Raw genomic sequence first — 25,178 nt, forward strand, 5'->3', positions numbered from 1 at the left:
TAGTATATCCATTAATATTAGTATTATCCAAACGGACATAGATAATTCAGGAAAATTTGAGTGATAAAGAAATCTTGGCTCTGTAGAGCCTTGATATATAAGGGCTAAGAATTATGCTTAACCCTATTTACTAAAATAATAAGGAGGGGGGATTTATTATGGACATATTGGGCAATTTAGGAATAAGTTTTTTATTTGGACTATTAGGAATAATTATAATGGTTATAGGCTATGTTATATTTGACAAAGTAATTCCTGCAGATTTTAATAAGGAATTAGAAAAGGGCAATACTGCAGTAGCTATAGTTATTGCTGGAATGCTTATTGGTATAGCTTTAATAGTTTCAAAGGTTGTTGCTTAAGTATATATTGTTTGTTTATTAATAAAGTACACCAATAATAAATATACTGATAAGTAAAATTAAAAAAACTTGCAATATAGGAAAATATGCTATATAATTGATTTGTAATTAAATATCGAAATCGTCTTATCACGAGCGGTGGAGGGACTGGCCCTATGAAACCCGGCAACCGGTAAGTATTCCATTTAATATTTACAAAGGTGCCAAATCCTGCAGTTATGTCTAAAAATAACTGAGAGATAAGGGAATAGCTTTAAGCGCATTTTACAGCGTCAGAGTTTATTCTCTGACGCTTTTTTGTATATGAAAGTGCATTGTAGTTAAGTGCTCCTGATACGACTTTAAGTAATCTATAGTCATGAATTTCAGAGCTTCTGGCTGCAGTGCACTTTTTGTTGTTTATCAGATAGATGCATAGTTTCGTATATGGATTCTACAGCTAAGAGGAGGGATGGTAATGATAAAAATAAATGGCTTAAGCAAAAGTTATGAAAATAACATAGATGTTCTTAAGGATATATCCATAAATATAGATGATGGTGAGATTTATGGTATTATTGGGCATAGCGGTGCAGGAAAATCTACGCTTTTAAGATGTATAAATGGACTTGAGCAGTATAACAGTGGAAGTCTTACTGTAGACGGTCAGGAAGTCAGTGACTTAACAGGAAAAGAGCTGAGGGTTTTTAGAAAGAATTTAGGAATGATATTTCAGAGCTTTAATTTGTTAGAGAGAAAAACAGTGTATGAGAATGTAGCACTTCCACTTCAGGTATGGAGAGAAAAAGGAAATAGAAAAAAAGAAAAAGAGGAGATTAGTAAGAGGGTACATGAATTATTAGAACTGGTAGGATTATCAGACAAGCTAAAGTCAAAGCCAAAGGAACTTAGTGGAGGACAGAAACAGAGAGTTGCTATAGCAAGAGCATTAGCACTGAATCCCAAGATTCTTCTTTGTGATGAGGCAACATCAGCACTTGATCCTAAAACTACAAAAGATATATTAATGCTTTTATCTGATATAAACAAAAAATTGGGCATTACTATTGTTATAGTTACTCATCAGATGGAAGTTATAAAAGAGGTGTGTGAGAAAGTAGCACTTATTGATGGAGGAAAGATAATGGCGGAAGGATATGCAAAAGACTTATTCCTAAATCCAAGTGTACCATTAAAGAAGTTCCTTGGTGATGAGGAAGAAGATGAAATACTTCCAAATGAAGGCGTTAATATAAAAATATTCTTCAATGGTGGAGTCAGCAAGGATACGCTTATAACATCAATGGCTAGAGAGCTTAAAATAGACTTTTCTATAGTATGGGGGAAATTAGAGAAGTTCAGGGAAGATGTACTTGGAAGCCTTGTAATTAATCTTTCAGCAGATAATAAAGAAAAGGTCGAGAATTATTTGAGAGAGAAAAATATTACATGGGAGGTGCTTTAACATATGTCAGCGGATACATTAGAAATGCTTGGACAAGCTTTGCTTGAGACAGTATATATGGTTGGTTTGTCAGCTGTTTTTTCTGTAATTATAGGTTCAATATTTGCAATTATTATGATTGTTACAGCACCTGATGGACTGCATCCAGTCAAATGGCTGTATAAGGTACTTGATGTTGTAGTCAATATACTGAGGTCTTTCCCATTTGTAATATTAATAGTTGTACTTGTTCCAGTAACAAGACTGATTGTTGGAACATCTATAGGAACAGATGGATCTATAGTGCCATTAACTGTTGCAGCAGCGCCTTTCGTAACAAAGGTAATTGAAGGAGCACTTAGGGAAGTGGATCCTGGTGTAATTGAAGCTGCAAAGTCATTTGGGGCAAATAATGTACAGATAATTATCAGGGTTATGGTAAAAGAAGCAATGCCGTCTATAATGAGCGGTATAGTACTGACAATCATCAATCTTGTTGGTTATTCAGCAATGGCCGGTGCAGTTGGGGGCGGCGGTCTTGGACAGTTAGCAATAAATTATGGATACCAGAGATTCCAGACAGATATAACTGTCTATACAGTAATAATACTTATAATTCTTGTTCAGCTTGTACAAGGATGTGGAGATTTAACTTACAAAAAATTATCAAAGTAATAAGAATAAATGGGGGTTTTTAAATATGAAGAAATTTAAATTATTATCAATAGCATTAGCAGGAATATTAGCAGTAGGTATAGCAGGATGCGGCAAGAAGACTGCAAGCGACAGCAAGACAATAGTGATAGGTGTATCACCAAGTCCACATAAGCAGATAATGGAGGTTGCAAAGCCTATTCTTGAGAAAGAAGGATATAAGGTAGAAATAAAGGAATTCAATGATTATGTTCAGCCTAACATGGCATTAAACAATGGGGAGCTTGATGCTAACTTCTTTCAGCATATACCATATTTAAATCAGATGGTTAAAGAAAAGAATTTGGACATTACAGCTACTGTTAAGGTTCATATTGAGCCAATGGCTTTATATTCAAAGAAGATAAAGAAAGTGGAAGATTTGAAGAATGGCGCAACAATAGCAATTCCTAATGATGCAACAAACGAAGCAAGAGCACTTCAGGTTTTAGCTAAAAATAACATCATCAAGATAAAAGATGGTGAACTTGTTACAGATAAGGATATCACAAGCAATCCTAAGAACTTGAAGTTTAAGCCGGTTGAAGCAGCTCAGGTTCCAAGATCACTTGAAGATGTTGATGCAGCTGTTATTAATGGTAACTATGCAATAGATGCAGGATTCAATCCACTTACAGATGGGTTAGTAGTAGAGGAATCAAGTTCTCCTTATGCTAACGTAGTTGCAGTCAGAACTAAGGATAAGGATACTGAAAAGATTAAGGCTTTAGATAAGGCACTTACTTCAGATGAAGTAAAGAAGTTCATTGAAAAGCAGAACGGAAAATACGTGCCAGCATTCTAAGATATAGCCTTAAGTGAATAATCGATTAATATAATTAGCTTGATAAATGAGACTCATAAGAAAATGATCATCGATCCATGATAAATAATGATTTTTTATGAAGAACTCGTTTATCAAGTTTTTTTGTTGTTTAAATATTTAATAGTAATAAAAAATTTCTGTGTATAAAACATTGGAAATAAAGGACTACTTGTTTGGGAAAAGATTGATGAGATGTAATTTTGTTCTTGGACCATTAAGGGGGCTGAAGGCATGTGAAGAAACGACTTGGAGTGGAGTCGACTGAGGCTTCGGAATATGTCTTTTACGCCCTTTTTTATTTACAGAAAAGTTGAAGTGTAGTATATTAAGTAGATGGGAAAAGAATTACTTTATAAATAATTATCTTTATAAAGGAGGATATATTACAGATGTTAGAAAACGGTGAAAAAAACGAAGAAACAGAATTATCGCAGGATGCAGTCGAAAATGAAGAAACAGTATCTGTAGATGAAAGTAAAGATCAGAATGAGACTTTACCTAACAAAGAAGAAATAGAAAGTTCTTCAGATGCAGAAGAACTTACAGAAGAACCTATAAAGGAACTAGTTAAAAATACAGAAGTTAAGTCTGGATTTGTAGCAAGATTTACAGCAAATCTTGTAGATCAGGTTTTAATTTTAGCTTTAACTTTAGCAGTATTTTTTGCAGTAAAGGGAATATTATATTTATGTGGTCTAGAAATTGCTAAAGGATATGAAGCACAAATGGCATTAATAGAATATGTAGTTCTTAATTTACTATATGTTCCTATAACAGAAACAACTAAACTAAAGAAGACATTAGGAAAAGAACTATTAAAAGTTAAATAATTTAATAATTCAGAGTAATAAGGAGATAATTAATGAAAAAAGGAAATGAGATAGAGATACTAATCGAAGATATGGAGTTCCCATCTAAGGGAATAGCTCATTATGAAGACAGAAAGGTTTATGCAAAAAACTGTTTTCCTGGACAAAAGGTATTTGGAAGGGTAACTAAGAAGAAACAGGATTATGCTGAAATAAAGCCTTTAGAAATAAGGGAAAGAGCATCTTATGAAATAGAACAGAAATGTCCTCATTTTGGAATCTGTGGAGGATGTTCTTCTCAGACTGTACCATATGAAAAACAGCTTTCATTTAAAGAAGAACAGGTAAAGAAATTGTTTGCTGAAGCTGGTATTGAAATGGGAGAGTATAAAGGAATACTTCATAGCCCAATAACATGGGAATATAGAAACAAGATGGAGTTTACTTTTGGTGATGAAGAAAAGGGTGGAGAATTAACTCTTGGAATGCACATGAAAGGTAAATCATTTGGAATTATTAATGTAGATCAATGCTGTCTTGTTGACGAAGATTTTAGAAAGATTTTATCTTTAACTGTAGAGTACTTTAGACAGAAACAACTTCCTTATTACAGACTGATGTCAAGACAGGGATATTTAAGAAACCTTATTGTAAGGAAAGGTAAGAATACAAATGAAATTCTTGTTAATCTTGTAACAACAACTCAAATGGATTTTGATCTTACTGAATGGATTGATCTTATTAAAGGTCAGACTTATATGGGGAAACTTGTAACTATAATTCATACAGAAAATAATTCTTTCTCTGATGCAGTTGTGCCAGAAAAGGTTAATATTTTGTTTGGATGCGGATATATAATGGAAGAAATCTTAGGGCTTAAGTTTAAGATATCACCATTCTCATTCTTCCAGACAAATTCATTAGGAGCAGAAGTATTATATGGAACTGTACGTGATTTAATGGGAGATGCTTCAAATAAGATAGTCTTTGACTTATATTGTGGAACAGGAACAATCGGTCAGATTGCGGCAGGCAAAGCAGAAAAGGTTATTGGTATTGAACTTATAGAAGAAGCTGTTGAAGCAGCAAATGAAAATGCATCTTTGAATGCACTTAAAAACTGCACTTTCATAGCTGGTGACGTTGCTAAAACTGTAAATTCATTAAAGGATAAACCTGATATAATAATTTTAGATCCACCAAGAAGTGGAGTTATGCCTAAAGCGATGGAACATGTAATAAACTTCAAAGCAAAAGATATTATATATGTTTCATGCAATCCTAAAACTCTAGTATCAGATCTAGGAAAGCTAAAGTATGCAGGCTATAAAATAGAGGAAACTATATTAGTAGATATGTTCCCTAATACACCTCACGTCGAAACTGTTGTTAAACTAACAAAAACCGCAGGTTTTTAGTTAGTTTTCTACAACAGTTCGCGCAAGGAATGCCCAAGAGGTATTGAACACTTAATGAAATCGAACTAAGTGAAGATTGAATTTAGTGAGAAAGCCGTTACTCCGAAGCTTGTCTGAGGAGTAACTTCATAATTAAGTGAAAGCTGATTGGATGCAGCCTACTGCTCGAAACAACTTGAGTAAAAGAAGATATAAAGAATAAATCTTTTAGAGATACAGATTGAATAAATTTCAGTCTGTATTTTTTCTTTAGATAAGTTTTTTACAACTTTCCATGCAAGGGTTCACTTTATAACAAATTCAGTGCTTAAACAAGTTTCAAATGTCTGGTTATAATCATTTATAGCATCAAGATAAGTTATAAGCTCATTCATGTTAATATCTCTTTAGTTTGTAGTTTATTACAATATATCATGTGTTCTATTTTTTGCAATATTTTTGCTTTTGAAAAGCAGATTGAGCATACCTGAGTCTGTTTTTAATGTCTAGTGCATTGTAAAAAGTAAAATTTTAATAATGTAAAACGTTGAAAGCAAAGAATTTACAGATTGATACAAAAAATGATATAATGCAAATTCATCTTTAGTAATTCAAGAGATGCGAATAAGAAACATATAGATTATAATTAAAGTAATAAAATAGAATTTAATTAATTAAGATATAGAGAAATAAAGGTGGATAATATGACTACGACTATTGGTATATTTGCAAATGTTGATGCAGGAAAAACAACATTGTCAGAACAGCTTCTTTACAGCTGTGGTACAATAAGACAGGCTGGGAGAGTTGATAAAAAGAATACTTTCTTAGATTACAATGATATGGAGAAGAGCAGAGGAATCACAATATTTGCAGATGAAGCACATTTTCAGATAGGTGAAAATAAATATTGCATTATCGATACTCCTGGACATATGGATTTTAGCGGGGAAATGGAGAGAAGTATTCTCGCTATAGACTGTGCTGTGATCGTTATTAGCAGTGTGGAAGGTGTTCAGAGTCACACAGAAACTATATGGAAGCTATTAAAAAAGCATAATAAGCCATTTATTATCTTTTTAAATAAGATAGATAGAGAGGCAGCTAATCCTGATGTTGTGATTTCATATATAAAAGATTCATGGAAGTGTAATATAGTTAATATAAATAGCACATTAACAGAAGAAAATGTAGAGGATGATATCATTGAGGAGTTTGCACTTTATGATGATGATATTATGAATGATTATTTAGCTGGAACAATTGATGTAAGGAATTTTATTTCAAAATGCCAAAAGTTAGTTAATGGTAGTGCTGTTTATCCAGTTATTAAAGGTTCAGCATTAAATGGTACAGGAATTGATTTATTAAAGAATGTATTAAGTGTCTTCTTTAATGATAAATGTATAAAACAAGATGATAATGATAATTTCAGTGGCGTTGTTTATAAGGTAAGACATGATAAAAATAATACCAGGATTACATTTATTAAAGTTATTAAGGGAAAGCTAAAACCAAGAGATGAAATAAAATGTGTAGGGTTAAATAACGAAGAAAAAATATATAAGATAAATGATATAAGGCAGTATAATGGACAGAAGTCATGTCAGATTCAATGTGCAAATGTTGGAGACCTTTGTGCTGTAACAGGTTTATCGGATGTTAAACCTGGTGATATTATTGGCGAAAATTCAGAAAAAGGACATGGATTTTCACTTATTCCGCTTATGAGCGCTAGCGTTATTTATGATAAAAATATAAATGTTCATAAAATATTATCAGTATTTAAGCAGCTAGAAGATGAAGAAATGCTTCTTAATGTATCGTTTAATGAAGAACTTCATAATATAAATATTGAAATAATGGGTGAGATGCAGCTTGAAACACTAAAAACGATGATCAAAGAGAGGTTTGAAATAGATATTTCATTTGGGGATAGTGAAATATTATATAGAGAAACAATTAATAATAATGTTGTAGGCTGTGGACATTTTGAACCGTTAAGACATTATGCTGAAGTTCATCTCTTGCTTGAAAAAGGTGACAGAGGCAGTGGAATAACATTTAACAGTGTATGTCCTGTAGATATTCTCTCACAGAATTATCAAAATCTAATCAGGACTCATGTTTTTGAAAAACAGCATAAAGGAGTTCTTACAGGTTCACCTGTAACAGACATAAAGATAACACTTCTTTCTGGAAGGTCGCATATAAAACATACAGAGGGCGGAGATTTTCGCGAGGCTGTTTACAGGGCAATCAGACATGGACTTATGTATGCAGAAAGTGTACTTCTAGAGCCCTGGTTTAATTTTGAGATAAGTACTGATGACGTATTTATTGGACGTGTATTAATAGATATAAAGAAACTAGGTGGTGAGTATGAAACACCTGAATGTGATAATAATGTAACTATAATTAAAGGCAGATGTCCTGTTAAGACAATGCAGAGCTATGTAAAAGAATTCATGATTTTTACAAAAGGCACAGGAAGGATAAGTTTGAACTTTGCTGGATACTATCCATGCAGTAATTCAGAAGATGTAATAGCAGAGAAAAATTATAATCCGGAAGCTGATGTGCAAAATACAGCAGACTCTGTATTTTGCAGTCATGGCTCAGGATACGTAGTAAAATGGAACGAAGCAAAGGAGAAAATGCACCTAACCGTAGAAGAAACTAATTAATAAAAATGCTATAATGCAATTTTATCCTTTAGTAATTCTTTTTATTTAAATCGGCATTAAATTTGATTTATATTATGATTTTTATTATTATTCTTATGTAGAACAACGTACAAGTGAAAAATCAAGGAGGATATTCAATATGAATTATTCAGAAGTAGAAGGAAAACAATATCACATTAATGTAGGAAAAGGAGATATAGGTGAATATGTAATTATGCCTGGAGACCCTAAAAGATGTGAAAAAATAGCTAAATATTTTGACAATGCAAAGTTAGTTGCAGATCATAGGGAATATGTTACATACACAGGATACCTAGATGGAACAAAGGTAAGTGTTACATCTACAGGAATTGGAGGACCATCTGCAGCAATTGCGATGGAGGAGCTAGTTAATTGTGGAGCGCATACATTTGTAAGAATAGGAACATGTGGCGGTATGCAGCTTGATGTAAAGGGTGGCGATCTTGTAATAGCTACAAGTGCAATTAGAGCTGAAGGAACAAGTAAAGAATATGCTCCGATAGAATTTCCAGCAGTAGCTAATCTTGATGTTATAAATTCATTAGTTAAAGCAGCTAATGATTTAAAAACTCCATATCATACAGGAGTGGTTCAGTGTAAGGATTCATTCTATGGTCAGCATTCACCAGAAACTAAACCCGTAAGTTATGAACTTCTTAATAAATGGGAAGCATGGAAGAGATGCGGATGCCTTGCTTCTGAAATGGAATCAGCAGCATTATTTGTAGTTGGAAGCTACTTAAAAGTAAGAGTAGGATCAGTATTCTTAGTAATGGCAAATCAGGAACGTGAAAAGGCAGGACTTGATAATCCAGTAATTCATGATACTGATTTAGCTGTAAGAACAGCAGTTGAAGCGCTTAGAAATCTTATTAATGCAGATAAAAGGATTGGAAGGTAGATAATATGAAGAAGTATAAAAGAGTTTTTACTATAGTTATTGATTCATTAGGAATTGGAGAAATGGAAGATTCAAAAAAATATGGAGATGTAGGAGTTAATACATTAGGTCATATTTCAGAATCAGTTGACAGCTTTAAGATTCCTAATCTTCAGAAGATGGGAATAGCTAATCTTGATAAAGTAAAATATGTAGAGCCAGTTGAAAAGCCCTTAGGATATATCATGAAATTGAGAGAAGCAAGTAATGGAAAAGATACAATGACTGGACATTGGGAAATGATGGGACTTCATATAACAGAACCATTTAAGACATTTACTGATACAGGATTTCCAAAAGAGCTTCTTGATGAACTTGAAAAGCAGACTGGACATAAAATTGTAGGAAATAAGAGTGCTAGTGGTACAGAAATATTAGATGAACTTGGAGATCATCAGATGAAGACTGGAGATATGATTGTGTATACTTCAGCAGACTCAGTACTTCAGATATGTGGACATGAAGAAACATTTGGTCTTCAGGAGTTATACAGATGCTGCGAAATAGCAAGAAAATTAACTTTAAAAGATGAGTGGAAAGTTGGAAGAGTTATCGCAAGACCTTATGTAGGAAATAAGGAAATAGGATTTACACGTACTAGTAACAGACATGATTATGCATTAAAGCCTTTTGGACCTACTGCATTAAATGTATTAAAAGATAATGGATACGATGTAATATCAGTTGGAAAAATAGCAGATATATTTGATGGCGAAGGAATAACAGAAGGTAATAGATCTAAGAGTTCTGTACATGGAATGGAACAGACAATAGAAATAATGGATAGAGATTTTACAGGATTATGTTTTGTAAATCTTGTTGATTTTGATGCATTATGGGGACACAGAAGAAATCCTCAAGGATATGCACAAGAACTTGAAAAGTTTGATGTTAATCTTGGTAAGGTTCTTGAAAAGCTAAATGACGATGATTTATTGATAATAACAGCAGATCACGGTAATGATCCAACTTATACAGGAACTGATCATACAAGAGAATTTGTACCATTCCTAGCTTATTCACCTTCAATGAAAGAAAGTGGACTAATGGAAACTAATGAAGGATTTGCAGTTATTGGAGCAACAATTCTTGATAACTTTGGATTAAAGATGCCTGAAAACACTATAGGAGAATCTATATTAGATAGATTCAATTAAGGAAAATGCTATAGTATGAAAAAATGTAAAACTAAATTATGGAAATAATAAATACAAAAGTTATTAGAAATAGCTTGATTTTAATAAAACGAACTTCTGTTAATAGCATGGAAGTTCGTTTTTATATAAATGTATTTATAGTTTTAGTAATACTCCAATTATTGCACATAGTACTATTGTCATTATTGGTGTAAGTTTTTTGATCTTCAATGTTGATATAAAAACTATGATGAATAAAATAATGCGTGGAATGTTAAATAAATCTATAACATTGCTGGTTGATTTATATAAGTCATAATTAAATAATGTTACCACAACTATGCTTAAGCCAGCAGAAGCAATAAGTGCTGTTACAGCAGGTCTAAGACCATAAAAGATAGATTGTACAGACTGATTTTCCTTAAACTTTTTAAGAAAGTGAGCTATGATGCAGATAATAACAACGCTTGGAAAGACAAGTCCGATAGTTGTTGTTACAGCTCCAATCAGCGCACCAGCTATTCCATAATCTTTAAGACCTGTAATAAAACCAACATATGTAGCCATATTTACACCGATTGGTCCTGGTGTTGACTGTGACACTGCAATCATATCAGCAAGGTTCTGCATAGAAAACCAGTGAAATTTATTTATCATATCTTTTAAGAAAGGTATAGTTGCAAGACCACCACCTACTGCAAACAAACCTGTTTTAAAGAATTCTATAAATAGTCTTATGAATATTCCCATTATTTTTCACTGCCCTTCTCTTTAGCTAATTTGATTTTTTTGCCTGTAAAGCCTATGATACCTGCCCCGATTACCACAAATACTGTAGATATATGAGTTAAAGTAGCTATTGCAAGTGATATCAGAAAGATGATAACTCCTAAAGAATCTTTTATGCCGTTTTTCCAAAATTTTATTACTGAATTTAAGATAAGTACACATACAGAAACTCTTATTCCAGATAATGCATGGGCAACTATTGGAAGCGAAGCAAAGTTCTGAAGAAGTACAGCTATTAAGCTGATTATTATTAAACTTGGAGCAATTACGCCAAGAGTAGCTATTATTGCACCAATAATTCCTCTTTGATAAAAACCTATAAATGTTGCAGTATTTACTGCTATTACACCAGGAGTACATTGACCTACTGCAAAGTAGTCCATAATATCGTCCTTAGTAGACCAGCGATGGTTTTCCACAATTTCTTTTTCCAGCATTGGAAGCATTGCGTATCCACCGCCAAAAGTAAACGCACCTATTTTAAAAAAGGCACAAAACAATTCTAATAATTCTTTCATAAAATAACCTCCTTATGTTTAGTTATAATGTTAGAAAAATATAATATTATATCTGTAAATGCAGGATTAACATTTAAAGTATATCTAAATAAATAATAATATTCAAATATTTACTTTGTTTTTCGTCAGAAATTCATTATAATATAATATGTCCAAGCAATGTATAAAAAAATAAAAAAAAGGAAGAATGTCACATGAGAAGATTAATTTTAGTAACATCACCACCAGCATGTGGAAAAACTTTTATCTCTAAAGAGATATCAAAAGCACTAAAACCTATTGTTTATTTGGATAAGGATACATTAATAGGATTATCAAACCAGGTATTTAAAGTTGCAGGCGAAGAAAACAACAGAAGTTCACAGTTTTTCGAAGATAATATAAGAAATACTGAATATGAAGTTGTTATCGATTTGGCTATGGAAGCAATTGAATACTGTGATACAGTATTAATTAATGCACCATTCACAAGAGAAATTAGAGATCTTGAATATATGGACAACTTTAAGAAAAAGTTAGCTGAAAAAGATTGTCAGCTAGTAGTTATCTGGGTTGAAACTGATAAAGAAGTATGCCACCAGAGAATGATAGAACGTAATTCAGATCGTGATACATGGAAATTAGCTCATTGGGATGAGTACATAGCTGGCTGCAATTTTGAAAAGCCACAGGGAATTCCAGAACTTAGAGTATTTAAGAATTCTTCAATGGAAGAATTTAATGAATCAATGGCTGAATTAGTTAGGGATTTTAAGAACTAAATAAAAAACCGTATCAAGATGCTTAATCTGATACGGTTTTTTATATTGAAATAGTTGCGTATTATGATAAAAAACCACAGTACGCAGTCACATTTTTTTAGTTATGAGAAATTATTTAGCTGCAGGTACTTCGATTTTGCTCTTTCCACCCATGTAAGGTCTTAATGCTTCTGGAATATTTACGCTTCCATCTTCATTTAAGTTGTTTTCAAGGAATGCAATAAGCATTCTTGGTGGAGCTACAACAGTGTTATTTAAAGTATGAGGGAAGTATTTCTTTCCATCTTTTCCGCTTACTCTAATCTTTAGTCTACGAGCCTGTGCATCAGATAAGTTAGAGCAGCTTCCTACTTCGAAGTATTTCTTCTGTCTTGGAGACCAAGCTTCAACATCAAGAGATTTAACCTTTAAGTCAGCAAGGTCACCTGAACAGCATTCAAGAGTTCTAACTGGAATATCTAAAGATCTGAACAAATCTACAGTGTTCTTCCATAGCTTTTCAAACCACATTTTGCTTTCTTCTGGTTTACATACAACGATCATTTCCTGTTTTTCAAACTGATGTATTCTGTAAACTCCTCTTTCTTCTATACCATGAGAACCTTTTTCTTTTCTGAAGCATGGAGAGTAGCTTGTTAAAGTCTGAGGTAAAGATTTTTCATCAACTATTGTATCAATGAATTTACCTATCATTGAATGCTCACTTGTTCCAATTAGGTATAAATCTTCTCCTTCAATTTTGTACATCATTTCATCCATTTCGCTAAAGCTCATTACACCTGTAACAACATTGCTTCTTATCATGAAAGGAGGTATGCAGTATGTAAATCCTCTGTTAATCATGAAATCTCTTGCATATGAAATAACTGCAGAGTGAAGTCTTGCAACATCTCCCATTAAGTAATAGAAGCCACTTCCGGCAACTTTTCTTGCACTATCAAGGTCAAGACCATTTAATTTTTCCATAATTTCTGCGTGATATGGGATATCAAAATCAGGAACTACTGGTTCACCAAACTTTTCGATTTCTACATTTTCGCTATCATCTTTTCCTATTGGAACAGATGGATCAATGATATTTGGTATAGTCATCATTATTTCTTTTATTTTTGTTTGAAGCTCTGTCTGCTTAGTTTCAAGTGCAGAAAGTCTTGCGGCTTCACTATTTACTTTTTCTTTTAATTTTTCAGCTTCTTCTTTCTGTCCTTTAGCCATTAATCCACCTATCTGCTTAGAGATAGTTTTTCTTTCAGCTCTTAAAGCATCAGCTTCAGTTTGAGTCTTTCTGTTTTCTTCATCGAGTGCTATAACTTCATCAACTAGAGGAAGTTTTTGATCTTGAAACTTATTTTTTATGTTTTGTTTTACTATGTCTGGATTTTCTCTTACGAATTTTAAATCTAACATGATAGCCTCCTAAATATTATTTAATAAAATAAAAAAACTTCCGTACCATAAATAAATATGGGACGAAAGTATTATCCGCGTTGCCACCCAAGTTGTCATTAAAAATGACCTCTTTAAACTGCTATAAAGGGCATACCCTTACTATTCATCATAGTCAGCTAGAAAGTGGAAAGACTTACATTTACACCGATTCGCACCAACCATCGGCTCTCTTAAGAAAATAATAAATCGTAGTTTTCATCATTGCTGATAAATATCTTATTGCCAATTATTATATACTTAATTTAAAGATTTTACAATAGAAAATTTATTTTTACATAATAAATAAAATTATAGTAGCATAACTGCTTAAAAATTCTATAAAGTGGTATAATAATAAACATAGTAAAAAAAGTATAAATAAAGTAAGAAGGGAATGTAGTACATGACTAAAATCGATATAATATCAGGATTTTTAGGAGCTGGTAAGACAACTCTAATTAAAAAACTTGTAGAAGATACTTTAAAGAATGAAAAGTTAATGATAATTGAAAATGAATTCGGTCAGATAGGGATAGATGGAGGATTTTTAAAAGACACTGGAATTGAGATTAGAGAAATGAATTCTGGATGTATATGTTGCTCTTTAGTTGGTGACTTTGGACAGGCATTAGAAGATGCTCTTAAGAAATATTCACCAGATAGAATAATTATTGAACCATCAGGAGTTGGAAAGCTTTCAGATGTTATTAAAGCTGTAGAAAAGGTTGATGATGATATAGCAATAAATTTAAACAGCTATACTGCAGTTGTTGATGCACAGAAGTGTAAGATGTATATGAAGAATTTTGGTGAATTCTTTAATAATCAGATAGAAAGTGCTAACACAATAATTCTTAGCCGTACACAAAAGATATCAGATGCAAAGCTTGAAGAATGCGTAAAGATGATAAGAGAACATAATGATAAAGCTACAATAATAACAACACCATGGGATAAAATAGATGGAAAGCAGATTATTGAAGCGATGGAAAAGAAGAATAGACTTGAAGAAGAAGTTATGAAGCATATTCATGAAGAACATGATCACTGTTGTGAAGAACATGATCATAACCATGAACATCATCACCATCATGACGGGGAGTGCTGTTGCCATGACGAACATTATCATGAGGAACATGAGCATCATCATGAGGAACATGACCACGAACATGGATGCTGCTGTGGACATGACCATGATCATGAACATCATCACCATCATGCAGATGATGTATTCACAAGCTGGGGTAAGGAAACACCTAAGAAGTATGACAGAGATGAATTGAAATCTATACTTGATAAATTAAGCTCATCAGAGGAATATGGATTTATATTACGTGCTAAAGGAATAGTTGAAGCTACAGATGGTAAGTGGATAAACTTTGATCTTGTTCCAGAGGAATATGAAATACGTGAAGGAGAAGCTGATTACACTGGTAGATTATGTGTTATTGGCAAAGATTTAAATACTGAAAAGATAGAAGAGTTATTCAACATTTAGGAGGAGAAGACATGGAACAAATACCTGTATATCTTGTTACAGGCTTTCTTGAAAGCGGAAAAACATCTTTTGTCAAAGATATATTAACAGATTATGGGTTCACAATGGGTGAAAAAAATCTGTTAATCGTCTGTGAAGAAGGAATAGAAGAATATGAATATAATATACTATCTGATAGTAATACTGTTATGGTAACTGTTGAGGATGAGGAAGATTTCACTAAGGAGTTTTTAATCAATACTGTTAAGAAGCATAAGCCTGATAAAATAATTCTTGAATATAACGGAATGTGGGATTTACAAGAGTTATTTAATAATAAGCTTCCAGATGAACTTGTAATAGCGCAGATTATAACTACTATTGATTCATCAACTTATAATGTTTATATGAGTAATATGGGAGCTATGATTGTAAATCAGTATAGACAATCAGATCTTGTAATTTTTAATAGATGTAATGAAAATACTAAAAAATTAGCGCTTAGAGCAAGTGTAAAAACCATAAATAGCCAGGCTAATGTTATCTTTGAAAATGAAAATGGAGAAATTGAAGAAACAGCAGGACAGATGCCTTTTGATATAAATTCAGATATAGTAGAACCTGCAGATTATGATTTTGGAATTTTCTTCGAAGATTTAATGTCAAATCCAGATAAGTATGAAGGCAAAACTGTACGTTTAAGACTAAAAGCGTATAACCCTGAGAGATATCCAGGTATATGCTGTGTACTCGGAAGAGATGCAATGACATGCTGTGCAGATGATATTAGTCAGCTTGGATTAATTGCAAGATTTAAGAATGATGTCATATTAAAGCATAATGATTGGGTGGAAATTACAGCTGACATTCATAAAACAATGCTTGAACAATATAATCAGGAAATTCCAGTGCTTTATACTAAGGATATTAGGAAGATTGATAAGCTGAAAGAAGAGCTTGTTTATTTCTATTAAAAAATAAATAAGGATATATACGAAGCAGTTCTGTAATTAGCAGAGCTGCTTTTTTCGTTGTTCTTTGTGCACTATCCGTTAGGTATTAAATTCTAACTTAATTATATGAATAATGATTTAAATTTAATATAGATTTAAGTAATCAGTAGTGTTATACCTGCTGATTCTTTTTTGTTAATAACATTTTAAATTAATTTATTTTTTGTTCCGATATATTGTCGATTAAAGTGGAAGTGTAAAGAACGATTACATTGGTGCGATATAATTAGTAAATATTTATCGGCAGGATGTGATTATATGACAGAACAAATTGGGATTAAAATTGAGAACGGCAGTATAGTAGTAAATGATGCTATGTGTGAAGAAACAGTTACTATAAAAACATGTAACAATATTAATTTATATGTTAATGATAATGAAGTTCCGTATGGAGTCAACTATCCTATTACATCACTTGATAAGATAAAATATACATCTTATACAGAACAGCCATCAAAATCGATGAAGCTTATTGTGTCAGAAGATAAACTTGAAGCTAGACTGATAATTACGTATAAAAATGGTTTAACATACAAATTACAAGATAGTCCAATATGTAAAAATATATCATTAGCAGCTGAGAAAGTTGAAATTGAATGTAGAGAAAAATATAGTATTATCGACATTAAGAATTATTTAAATGAGCAAGGTGTTGTATATGGAATTCATATAAACAAAATATTAATGTGCCTCAATGGTACAGATGAAAATGGTATCATTGTTGCGTCTGGAGTGAAATGCATTGATGATATTCCTAAAAGACTTAAAATGATTGTTGATACAAAAGAAAAAAAGCTGAACAATGAAGACAGTGAGTTTGTAGATTACAGAAACATGATTCAGATGCCAAATGTTGAAAGTGGACAGACTATTGCAGTTGTAGAGGATAGAGTTGAAGGAAATGACGGTTGTGATGTTTTTGGAAATAAACTTAAGAAGAAAACAATTAAAGATCCTCAAAATCTAATTGGCAGTGGATGCAGGATAGAGGGTAGAAATGTTATTGCTGTGCAGCCAGGCAGACCTATGTTTAAAGCAAACAGATTAATAATACAGTCAGTAATCAATGTTGATGCTGTAAATATTGAAACAGGTAATATTAATTTTGCTGGTGATGTAAATGTCCGTGGCAGAGTCTACGAAGGATCAGAAATAAGATGCTGTGCACTTGATGTTTCAGGAGCGGTGGATAGATCGAAAATAATATCAAACGGCAATATTGTAATTCATTCAGTGGTTTTAAATTCAGTAATATTAGCAGCAGAATATAATATTGAGCGTTCAGAATATTTAAAGGTATTGAAAGAAGTTGAGAATGATGTTAATAATATAATATCAGAAACTCAAATTCTAATAGAAAAAACTGAAGGGCAGAAGAGTATTGGCACAATAGTACAGTTCCTTACTGAACAAAGATATAAATGTTTGACAAAGAGATGTATCAGCATAATTACTTACAATATAAAGAATGGTATTACAGATAGCGAAGGACTGGAATTCATACGAACAAAGGTCTTAAATATGGGGACTGTAAATATTAAGGATATTGATGAAATAAAAAGATTCCATAATGTAATAAAAGATATTATTGAAGACATAAGCAGAGAAAAAGAATTGAAAGTTGACTGCACTGTAGGATATGCCCAGGGAAGCAATATTAAGGCCACTGGAAATATTACAATAACAGGATCTGGCTGTTATCAGACAAATATATATGCCGGCGGAAATATAACATTTGAGAATGAAGCTGCTATATGCCGTGGAGGAATTTTACAGTCACGGGATGGAAACATTAAATTAAGTCAAGTAGGTTCAGAAGCATCAATAAAAACTGTCATCGAGTGTTGCAATGAAAAAGCAGTTATAGAAGCAAAAGAAGCATTTGCTAATACAACATTTATCATTGGAAATCGAAGGCTTATTTTGAAAGATAACTGTAGAAATATAAGATTATTTATTGACCATGATGAAGATACAATAAAATATGAGTTACTTAAGAGGTAATTAGAAATTAAAAGATACAAATAGAAGAAGCAGTCTTTAGCTGCTTCATTTTATTTCTGCGTTATGTTTAAAAATGTAAAATACTTTGGTTTTTTGTCATAAATATAAAAAAATGCATAATTATTGTGGTAAAATGTAAACGTAAACTAAAAGTTATGAGATGGGAGGAATTAAGATGGAAAATGAGATATTACCAGTGAAAAGCAGGGTTTCTGAGTTTCTTCACGGAGGAGATTATAATCCTGATCAATGGCTTGATTATCCTGAAATTTTAAAAGAGGATGTCAGACTCATGAAGCTTGCATACTGCAATACTGTATCAATAAATATATTTGGATGGAGTGCAATTGAGCCTGAAGAAGGAAAGTATACATTTGAATGGCTTGATAAGATTATGGAGAACTGTGAGAAAAACGGTACACATGTTATACTTGCAACGCCAAGTGGTGCAAGACCAGCTTGGATGTCACAAAAGTATCCTGAAGTTCTTAGAGTTAATAGTGACAGAACTAAGAATCTTCATGGACAGAGACATAATCACTGTTATACATCACCTGTTTACAGGGAAAAGACAAGAAATATTAATAAAATTCTGGCTGAAAGATATAAGAATAATAAAGCACTTATTATGTGGCATGTTTCAAATGAATTTGGTGGTGAATGTCACTGTGAACTTTGTCAGCAGGCTTTTAGGGAATGGCTTAAGAGAAAATATGATAATGATATAAATAAATTAAACCAGCAGTGGTGGACAGGATTTTGGAGTCACAGATTTACAGACTGGTCACAGATAGAAAGTCCATCTGAATTAGGGGAAATGTACGTACATGGTCATAATCTTGATTGGAAGAGGTTTGTAACTTATCAGACTATTGAGTTTTATAAGCATGAAATGAAACCATTAAGAGAGATAACTCCTGATGTACCTATAACAACAAACTTTATGGGAGTATATCCAGGACTTGATTATTGGCAGTTTGCAAAAGAAGTAGATATAGTTTCATGGGATAACTATCCAAGCTGGCATAATGATTATGAGAGTACAGAAGATTTAGCTGAAGAGATAGCATTTGTTCACGACATTAACAGATCATTAAAAAATGGACAGCCTTTCTTAATGATGGAAAGTACTCCAAGCCTTGTGAACTGGCAGCCTGTCAGCAAGATAAAACGTCCAGGAATGCATATGATTTCCTCAATGCAGAGTGTTGCGCATGGTTCTGATTCAGTTTTATATTTTCAGTGGAGAAAAGGAAGAGGCGCTTCTGAAAAATTCCATGGTGCAGTTGTAGATCATTGTGGACATGAAAATACAAGAGTGTTCAGGGAAGTAACTGAAGTAGGAAAAGTACTTGAAAAAATTAAGGAAATTAAAGGTTCAACAATTAAAAGCGATGTTGCAATAATATATGACTGGGAAAACAGATGGGCAATAGATGATGCACAAGCCTTAAAGAAAAATAAAAAGTTTTATGAGGAAACATGCAAGGATCACTACAGAGCTTTTTGGAAAAAAGGAATTGCAGTTGATGTAATCAATATGGAATGTGATTTATCTAAGTATAAGGTAGTTATTGCACCAATGCTTTACATGATACGCCCAGGTGTTGCTGAAAGAATTGAAGAGTTTGTTAAGAATGGAGGGACTTTTGTAACTACTTACTGGAGCGGGATTGTAAATCAAAATGATTTATGCTTCCTTGGGGGATTCCCTGGACCATTAAGAAAAGTTACTGGCATTTGGTCTGAAGAGATAGATTCATTATATGACAGCGATAGAAATTACATGAATATAAAAGAAATGAACGGACTTAAGAGCATTTATGAAATTAAGGATTACTGTGATGTAATACATGCAGAAACTGCTGAAGTTTTAGCAACATATAAAGATGACTATTATAAAGGTATGCCTTGTCTGACTGTAAACAGGTTTGGTAAAGGGAAAGCATATTATATTGCAGCAAGAACAGGAATGGACTTTAATGTTGATTTTTATGGAAAACTAATTAAAGATCTTGGTATAAAAGGTGCTGTAGACAGTACACTACCTGAAGGAGTAACTGCAACAAAGAGAAGTAATGATAAAAATGATTATATTTTTGTGATGAATTTCTCTGAAAAAGATAAGACAGTAAACTTTAAAGATACAGAATACTATGATATGGTACATGATGAAAAAGTTACTGGTAGTGTTACTTTGAAAAAGTACGAAGTAAGAATACTAAAGAAATAGTATTATATCATTAATTAAAAAGATTTCGATAAACTGGGTTTTAGTAATCTAATGTATAATTTATATTGTATAATGTATAATTCAGGATGAAATTCACGAAGCTATGCTCGTGAATTTCAAATTTAATGGAGGGATACCCTCCAAACCTCCTGTGAAATTGCTAGATTCAATTTTATTTAAGAGTTTTTAAAAGGAATTTTTAAAGAAAAAGACTAATCTTAAATATCATGAATTATAAAGTTATTTCCCTTATATTCAATCAGTTCTTCTTTCATCATTTTTGAAAGTTCTCTTGATAAAGCGCTTCTGTCAGAAGCTAAGTAGTCTGCCAACTGGTTTCTATTAAGATCTATTTTAAATTCCCTGCTTTTGTTTTTTATAGACTGCTGTATAAGATATTCAGTTATTTTATCTCTCAGGCTTTTTTTAGCAACAACATGAAGTCTACTGTTTAGAAACATATTTTTACGTGAAATGATTTCAAGCATGTTTTTAATTAATTTTGTATGATATGAGCATGAAGAAGCACATGTAGATACAATTCGTGTGAACTGTATCCACAATATTCTGCTTTTCTCACAAGCTTCTACATTTACCGGACTTATATGAATGTTACTGCATACAATTGCTTCAGCGAACATTTCATTTTTCTGCATATTTGAAATTATAATTCTATGCCCATTGATATCTGTCTTTGATGCTTGAACAGAACCCTCTAAGACTATACCTATACTATCAATATATGATCCTTCAGCAATGATAGTCTGATTTTTATCATAGTTTTTTTCCTTTACGTTAAGACATTTCAATAATGATGATAAATCGTCCTTATTTATATCTTTAAAAAGAGGCAGATAACTCAGTTTTAAATTATTCATTTGATTCTCCGCATATTATAAAGTATTTTTAACTTAATTATATATGAAGCATTTATAAAAAGTCTATATAGATTTAATTCCATATGTTTTTGTCTCAGGATCTAAGAAGATAGGAAGTTTAGGGGGGATAAATGTGAACAAAGTAAATAATACCGACATTATTACATATAGTGCAATGTATATATTAATGTTTGTGACATCATGTTTGTTGAAATATATAAAAGAAAAGGTTTGTCCAAATGAAGTCCCCAAAACTAAAGATAAAATATCTAAAATCAGTGAATGAATTCCTAGTGCACCTGTATAAGTATAGTAAAATGTAACTACTATTATAATAGATATTAATATTGAACTGGTACACTGAGCAAAAAGTGACTTTATATCTAATGACTGATTGTTTTTAAAAATAAGAAAATAGATAATGTACCATAATGTTGTTGGATACATAGCAAGTTTTAAATGTTCCCATATGCTTTCGTTTACTGGTGTTAAAATACCGACAAAAGTTGATTCTTTACTGAATTTATATGCAAAGTGCAAAAGTGATGCAAGCAATATGACGAAAGCGATTGATAAAATTAAATATATGATGTTTTTTGGGAATGACGTGATCAATTTTAACTCCTCCATAGATACATGTTTATATTATGTATACTTGAAATATTTTAAAATTATTACAGACAAATCTATGAATAATGATTTTGTATAAACAAAAGATAATAATGAGTGAATAGTTAATTAAAATAACTAATAGAAACGGAGCAAAGGTTCATGAGAGTTTCTAAATAATTATTCACTATACATCAGTAGAAATATATCATATAGAAAGGAGTTGTCGTTATGGCAAAGGATAGTCAGATTGATAACAAGTTTACAAGAATGATGAAAGCAACAGGAGGTCCCACAATAGCTACAGAAAATCAGAATAAGAACAAAAATGCTAAGAGACATTCTGTAAAAAATAATGATGTCTAATGGTGATTGATAATTTAGATGAGTAATTCATGTGAAAAAACACATGAATTATTTTTTTGAGAAGATGAGGCAGATATACATTAAGGCAAATATAAAGATGATAAATGCATATCTAATGAGTTTAATGATTTTATAAAAATTACAATAAAATGGCTGGGTTTTGATAAAAAAACAATCTGTGTAAGTATAAGGTTGTTGTTTTATATTTTGACAGGCAAGAAGATAGTGATATAATAAATATTATATATTGGAAAAATAGAGGGAATAAGAAGCAGGGGGCTAATATATGGATACAAAAAAGTATAGTGAATTTAAGGACAAGATTGTCGAAAATGTATCAAAAGTGATGGTAGGTAAAAATGATGTTGTAGAGCTTATAGTAGTAAGTTTTATATGTGGAGGACATGTGCTGCTTGAGGATGTGCCAGGAGTAGGAAAAACAGTAATGGTAAAATCATTTTCTGGAAGTATAGGTAGTAAATTCACAAGAATTCAGTTTACGCCTGATCTTTTGCCATCAGATCTTACAGGAATTAACTTTTATAACCAGAAAAACATGGAGTTTGAATTTAGGGAAGGACCACTTTTTTCAAATATAATAGTTGCAGATGAAATTAACAGAGCAACTCCAAGAACTCAATCAAGTCTTCTTGAGGCAATGGAAGAAAAACAGATTACAGTGGACAAGCTTACTAGGAAACTCGATTCTCCATTTATGGTTCTTGCAACACAGAACCCAGTAGAATCTTATGGTACATATCCTTTGCCAGAAGCACAACTTGATAGATTTTTAATGAGGATAGATATGGGGTATCCTTCATTTGAAGAGGAAGCAGAAGTTGTAAGAAGAAGTGATAATAAGAATTTATCAGCAGAACTTGGGACAGTAGTCTCTAAAGAAGATATAGAGTATGTTCAAGAGCATTATACAGAAGTAACTATGAATGATGTTGTTGTTAATTATCTTCTTGATATAGTTAACGCAACAAGAAACAAGGAAAATATACTTTTAGGAATAAGTCCTAGAGGTACTATAGCTTTATATAAAGCAAGCAAAGCTTATGCTGCAATTAACGGAAGAGATTTTGTTATTCCAGAAGATGTTAAACATATGGCACCGTTTGTGCTAAATCATAGAGTTAAATTCAGAGGCAGTAAAGGAAAAGGAATCTATGACAATATAAATGAGCTTCTTGAAAAAGTTCCAGTTCCAACTGAAGAAATCTAGGGTAAAAGATTATGTTTTATATATTTATAATAATTATTATTGTAGGAGTTATTTTAAATAGTTTATGTAAGAAATATGCTCTTGATAAAGTACATTATAGCAGAAGCATAAGTGCTAAATATGTTGAGTGTGGGGAAAAATTTAATATTGTAACAAGCGTTGAAAACAGAAAGATGCTGCCGGTAACATTCCTGCAGGTAAAGGAATATGTTGGCGAGAGCAAAATATATAACTGCAGCAATATGATGATTCTTCCTTATCAGAGAGTCACAAGGACATATGAAAAATCTCTTGATAAAAGAGGAAGATATTACTTAAGAAAAGTAGACATTACAGCAGGAGATTTCATCGGAATTGATGTTGTTACAAAGAGTCAGGATTTTGAAGATGAAATAATAGTATATCCCAAACCTATGGATATAGATAATGATATGGATGAAATAGGAGAATTTATCGGAGAAACATCAGTAAAAAGATGGATAGTTGAAGACCCTATAGTGACAATGGGAATACGTGAATATACAGGGGTTGAACCTGAGAAGAACATACACTGGCCTTCATCACTTAGGACAGGTCAGCTGATGGTCAGAAATTTTGATTTTACATCAGATAATTCTGTGTTTATCATCTTGAATATTGATGAGAATAAAGATTTATGGATAGGCACTGATGAAGAAAACATTGAAAAATGCTACTCACTTGTAAGAACTCTCATTGATGATTTTGAAGAAGCCAAAGTTAAATATGGCTTTATAACTAATGCTACAGGTATTAATAAAAACGGCTATGTTGCTCCATCTCTTGGCGAATCTCATTACTTCGAGATGCTTAATAATCTTGGAACTGCATGCAGTATTACATCAATGAATTTTACAAGCCTTATAAATACAACAATTGAATATCATCTTGACTGCAGGACAATCGTTATTGTCACACCAGTAATACCAGCTGAAAGTGTTAGTGAAATTAATAAGCTGGCTTCATATGTTGAAAAGAATATAGTTTTCTCTATGAGGGGAGAGAATATTGAAAAGTTGGATGACAACATAGTTAAATTCGTATTAGGATGTGAGAATATATGAAGATAAAATGTATTACTTTTATTATATTGTTTTTATCGTTTGCAGTGTAGTAAGAGGAAAAAGTGTAATGATTTTGTTGAAACAAGAGAAAAGGTATATAAGAGAGAAAATATAGAAAATAAAAGTAACAAAAAGCTATATTTGAAACTAAAAAGAAGAAATTATAAAGATCAGATCAGATACTATTATTACAAATTTTTGAAGGGTTGCTCAAGAAAAAATGTGAAAGTTATTGCAAGCGATACTACTTATGAGATAAATAAAAAAGCAGAGATGATTTTTAAGCAGAAAGCACTAGATCAGATGAGAAAGTTTTATATAAAAGCAAAGTATACACAAAGTGAGTGTACATTAGAGGATTTTCAAATATTTCATAAGAGTTATAAAAAAAGTAGTTTAGTGCAACTTAAAATATTATGTATAGGAAGCGGTAATTAATGCGAGTAAAGTATATAAAAATGATATCATATTTATCACTCATATTCCTGACTGCAAATT

General features: G+C 32.0%; 23 protein-coding genes, 1 riboswitch and 1 other annotated feature. Of the genes, 18 read left to right on the forward strand and 5 right to left on the reverse strand.

The features are described 5' to 3' along the window. Nucleotides 1–158: 158 nt before the first annotated feature. From FYJ33_RS10540 to FYJ33_RS10580, 9 genes are all read left to right on the forward strand, one after another. Nucleotides 159–362 (forward strand): DUF350 domain-containing protein, encoded by a 204-nt coding sequence (locus tag FYJ33_RS10540; RefSeq protein ID WP_154531701.1) that lies wholly within the window; start codon nucleotides 159–161, stop codon nucleotides 360–362. Nucleotides 363–485: 123 nt separating this feature from the next. After that, a riboswitch (SAM riboswitch) is annotated at nucleotides 486–608 on the forward strand. A gap of 211 nt (nucleotides 609–819) precedes the next feature. Continuing rightward, nucleotides 820–1,806, forward strand: coding sequence for a methionine ABC transporter ATP-binding protein (locus FYJ33_RS10545; protein ID WP_154531702.1), 987 nt, complete (start codon nucleotides 820–822; stop codon nucleotides 1,804–1,806). Between the two features lie 3 nt (nucleotides 1,807–1,809). Further along, a complete protein-coding gene (locus FYJ33_RS10550) occupies nucleotides 1,810–2,460 on the forward strand; it encodes a methionine ABC transporter permease (RefSeq protein WP_154531703.1) in 651 nt (216 codons plus the stop codon). 25 nt (nucleotides 2,461–2,485) lie between these two features. Beyond that, nucleotides 2,486–3,283, forward strand: coding sequence for a MetQ/NlpA family ABC transporter substrate-binding protein (locus tag FYJ33_RS10555; protein ID WP_154531704.1), 798 nt, complete (start codon nucleotides 2,486–2,488; stop codon nucleotides 3,281–3,283). A gap of 410 nt (nucleotides 3,284–3,693) precedes the next feature. Further along, on the forward strand, nucleotides 3,694–4,134 hold the full coding sequence (locus FYJ33_RS10560; protein WP_154531705.1) for an RDD family protein: 441 nt from the start codon (nucleotides 3,694–3,696) through the stop codon (nucleotides 4,132–4,134). 32 nt (nucleotides 4,135–4,166) lie between these two features. Further along, nucleotides 4,167–5,531, forward strand: a complete 1,365-nt coding sequence (gene rlmD / locus FYJ33_RS10565) for a 23S rRNA (uracil(1939)-C(5))-methyltransferase RlmD (RefSeq protein WP_154531706.1) — start codon at nucleotides 4,167–4,169, stop codon at nucleotides 5,529–5,531. Between the two features lie 683 nt (nucleotides 5,532–6,214). Next, a complete protein-coding gene (locus FYJ33_RS10570) occupies nucleotides 6,215–8,197 on the forward strand; it encodes a GTP-binding protein (protein ID WP_154531707.1) in 1,983 nt (660 codons plus the stop codon). Nucleotides 8,198–8,336: 139 nt separating this feature from the next. Continuing rightward, nucleotides 8,337–9,119: a uridine phosphorylase gene (udp, locus tag FYJ33_RS10575; protein WP_154531708.1), complete on the forward strand. Its 783-nt coding sequence runs from the start codon at nucleotides 8,337–8,339 to the stop codon at nucleotides 9,117–9,119. Nucleotides 9,120–9,124: 5 nt separating this feature from the next. Next, a complete protein-coding gene (locus tag FYJ33_RS10580; protein WP_154531709.1) occupies nucleotides 9,125–10,315 on the forward strand; it encodes a phosphopentomutase in 1,191 nt (396 codons plus the stop codon). 135 nt (nucleotides 10,316–10,450) lie between these two features. Here the strand turns inward: FYJ33_RS10580 and FYJ33_RS10585 are convergent, their stop codons facing one another. Continuing rightward, a complete protein-coding gene (locus tag FYJ33_RS10585) occupies nucleotides 10,451–11,044 on the reverse strand; it encodes a chromate transporter (protein WP_154531710.1) in 594 nt (197 codons plus the stop codon). After that, nucleotides 11,044–11,601: a chromate transporter gene (locus tag FYJ33_RS10590; protein ID WP_154531711.1), complete on the reverse strand. Its 558-nt coding sequence runs from the start codon at nucleotides 11,599–11,601 to the stop codon at nucleotides 11,044–11,046. The genes FYJ33_RS10585 and FYJ33_RS10590 overlap by 1 nt, the downstream gene beginning before the upstream one ends. A gap of 194 nt (nucleotides 11,602–11,795) precedes the next feature. On the opposite strand from FYJ33_RS10590, the gene FYJ33_RS10595 reads away from it, so the two are divergent. Continuing rightward, on the forward strand, nucleotides 11,796–12,362 hold the full coding sequence (locus FYJ33_RS10595; RefSeq protein ID WP_154531712.1) for an AAA family ATPase: 567 nt from the start codon (nucleotides 11,796–11,798) through the stop codon (nucleotides 12,360–12,362). A 111-nt stretch (nucleotides 12,363–12,473) separates the two neighbouring features. Here FYJ33_RS10595 and serS read toward each other — a convergent pair whose 3' ends face one another. Beyond that, a complete protein-coding gene (gene serS / locus FYJ33_RS10600) occupies nucleotides 12,474–13,769 on the reverse strand; it encodes a serine--tRNA ligase (RefSeq protein WP_154531713.1) in 1,296 nt (431 codons plus the stop codon). 55 nt (nucleotides 13,770–13,824) lie between these two features. Continuing rightward, nucleotides 13,825–14,022 (reverse strand) — a binding site (T-box leader). Nucleotides 14,023–14,193: 171 nt separating this feature from the next. Here serS and FYJ33_RS10605 point away from each other — a divergent pair. The 4 genes from FYJ33_RS10605 to FYJ33_RS10620 all read left to right on the forward strand — a co-directional run bounded on the left by FYJ33_RS10605 (nucleotide 14,194) and on the right by FYJ33_RS10620 (nucleotide 20,517). Then, nucleotides 14,194–15,288 (forward strand): CobW family GTP-binding protein, encoded by a 1,095-nt coding sequence (locus tag FYJ33_RS10605; protein WP_154531714.1) that lies wholly within the window; start codon nucleotides 14,194–14,196, stop codon nucleotides 15,286–15,288. Nucleotides 15,289–15,299: 11 nt separating this feature from the next. Beyond that, on the forward strand, nucleotides 15,300–16,241 hold the full coding sequence (locus FYJ33_RS10610; protein WP_154531715.1) for a TIGR03943 family putative permease subunit: 942 nt from the start codon (nucleotides 15,300–15,302) through the stop codon (nucleotides 16,239–16,241). A gap of 297 nt (nucleotides 16,242–16,538) precedes the next feature. Further along, nucleotides 16,539–18,284 (forward strand): flagellar assembly protein A, encoded by a 1,746-nt coding sequence (locus FYJ33_RS10615; RefSeq protein WP_154531716.1) that lies wholly within the window; start codon nucleotides 16,539–16,541, stop codon nucleotides 18,282–18,284. A gap of 175 nt (nucleotides 18,285–18,459) precedes the next feature. Beyond that, nucleotides 18,460–20,517: a beta-galactosidase gene (locus tag FYJ33_RS10620; RefSeq protein WP_154531717.1), complete on the forward strand. Its 2,058-nt coding sequence runs from the start codon at nucleotides 18,460–18,462 to the stop codon at nucleotides 20,515–20,517. A gap of 218 nt (nucleotides 20,518–20,735) precedes the next feature. On the opposite strand, the gene FYJ33_RS10625 is transcribed toward FYJ33_RS10620, so the two are convergent. Beyond that, a complete protein-coding gene (locus FYJ33_RS10625; RefSeq protein ID WP_154531718.1) occupies nucleotides 20,736–21,395 on the reverse strand; it encodes a Crp/Fnr family transcriptional regulator in 660 nt (219 codons plus the stop codon). A gap of 63 nt (nucleotides 21,396–21,458) precedes the next feature. Beyond that, nucleotides 21,459–22,025: a DUF6512 family protein gene (locus FYJ33_RS16380; protein WP_235900829.1), complete on the reverse strand. Its 567-nt coding sequence runs from the start codon at nucleotides 22,023–22,025 to the stop codon at nucleotides 21,459–21,461. Nucleotides 22,026–22,235: 210 nt separating this feature from the next. Between FYJ33_RS16380 and FYJ33_RS16680 the strand changes: the two genes are divergently transcribed. The 4 genes from FYJ33_RS16680 to FYJ33_RS10645 all read left to right on the forward strand — a co-directional run bounded on the left by FYJ33_RS16680 (nucleotide 22,236) and on the right by FYJ33_RS10645 (nucleotide 25,118). Then, a complete protein-coding gene (locus tag FYJ33_RS16680) occupies nucleotides 22,236–22,370 on the forward strand; it encodes a hypothetical protein (RefSeq protein WP_268891463.1) in 135 nt (44 codons plus the stop codon). A 286-nt stretch (nucleotides 22,371–22,656) separates the two neighbouring features. Further along, a complete protein-coding gene (locus FYJ33_RS10635) occupies nucleotides 22,657–23,598 on the forward strand; it encodes an AAA family ATPase (protein WP_154531720.1) in 942 nt (313 codons plus the stop codon). Between the two features lie 11 nt (nucleotides 23,599–23,609). Further along, the gene (locus tag FYJ33_RS10640) at nucleotides 23,610–24,680 is read left to right on the forward strand and encodes a DUF58 domain-containing protein (RefSeq protein ID WP_154531721.1); all 1,071 of its coding nucleotides are present in this window, start codon (nucleotides 23,610–23,612) and stop codon (nucleotides 24,678–24,680) included. A 39-nt stretch (nucleotides 24,681–24,719) separates the two neighbouring features. Further along, nucleotides 24,720–25,118: a hypothetical protein gene (locus tag FYJ33_RS10645; protein ID WP_154531722.1), complete on the forward strand. Its 399-nt coding sequence runs from the start codon at nucleotides 24,720–24,722 to the stop codon at nucleotides 25,116–25,118. Nucleotides 25,119–25,178 lie beyond the last annotated feature (60 nt).

Origin of the sequence: Inconstantimicrobium porci, assembly GCF_009696465.1 — a bacterium.
In the GTDB taxonomy this organism is placed as follows: Bacteria; Bacillota; Clostridia; order Clostridiales; family Clostridiaceae; genus Inconstantimicrobium; species Inconstantimicrobium porci.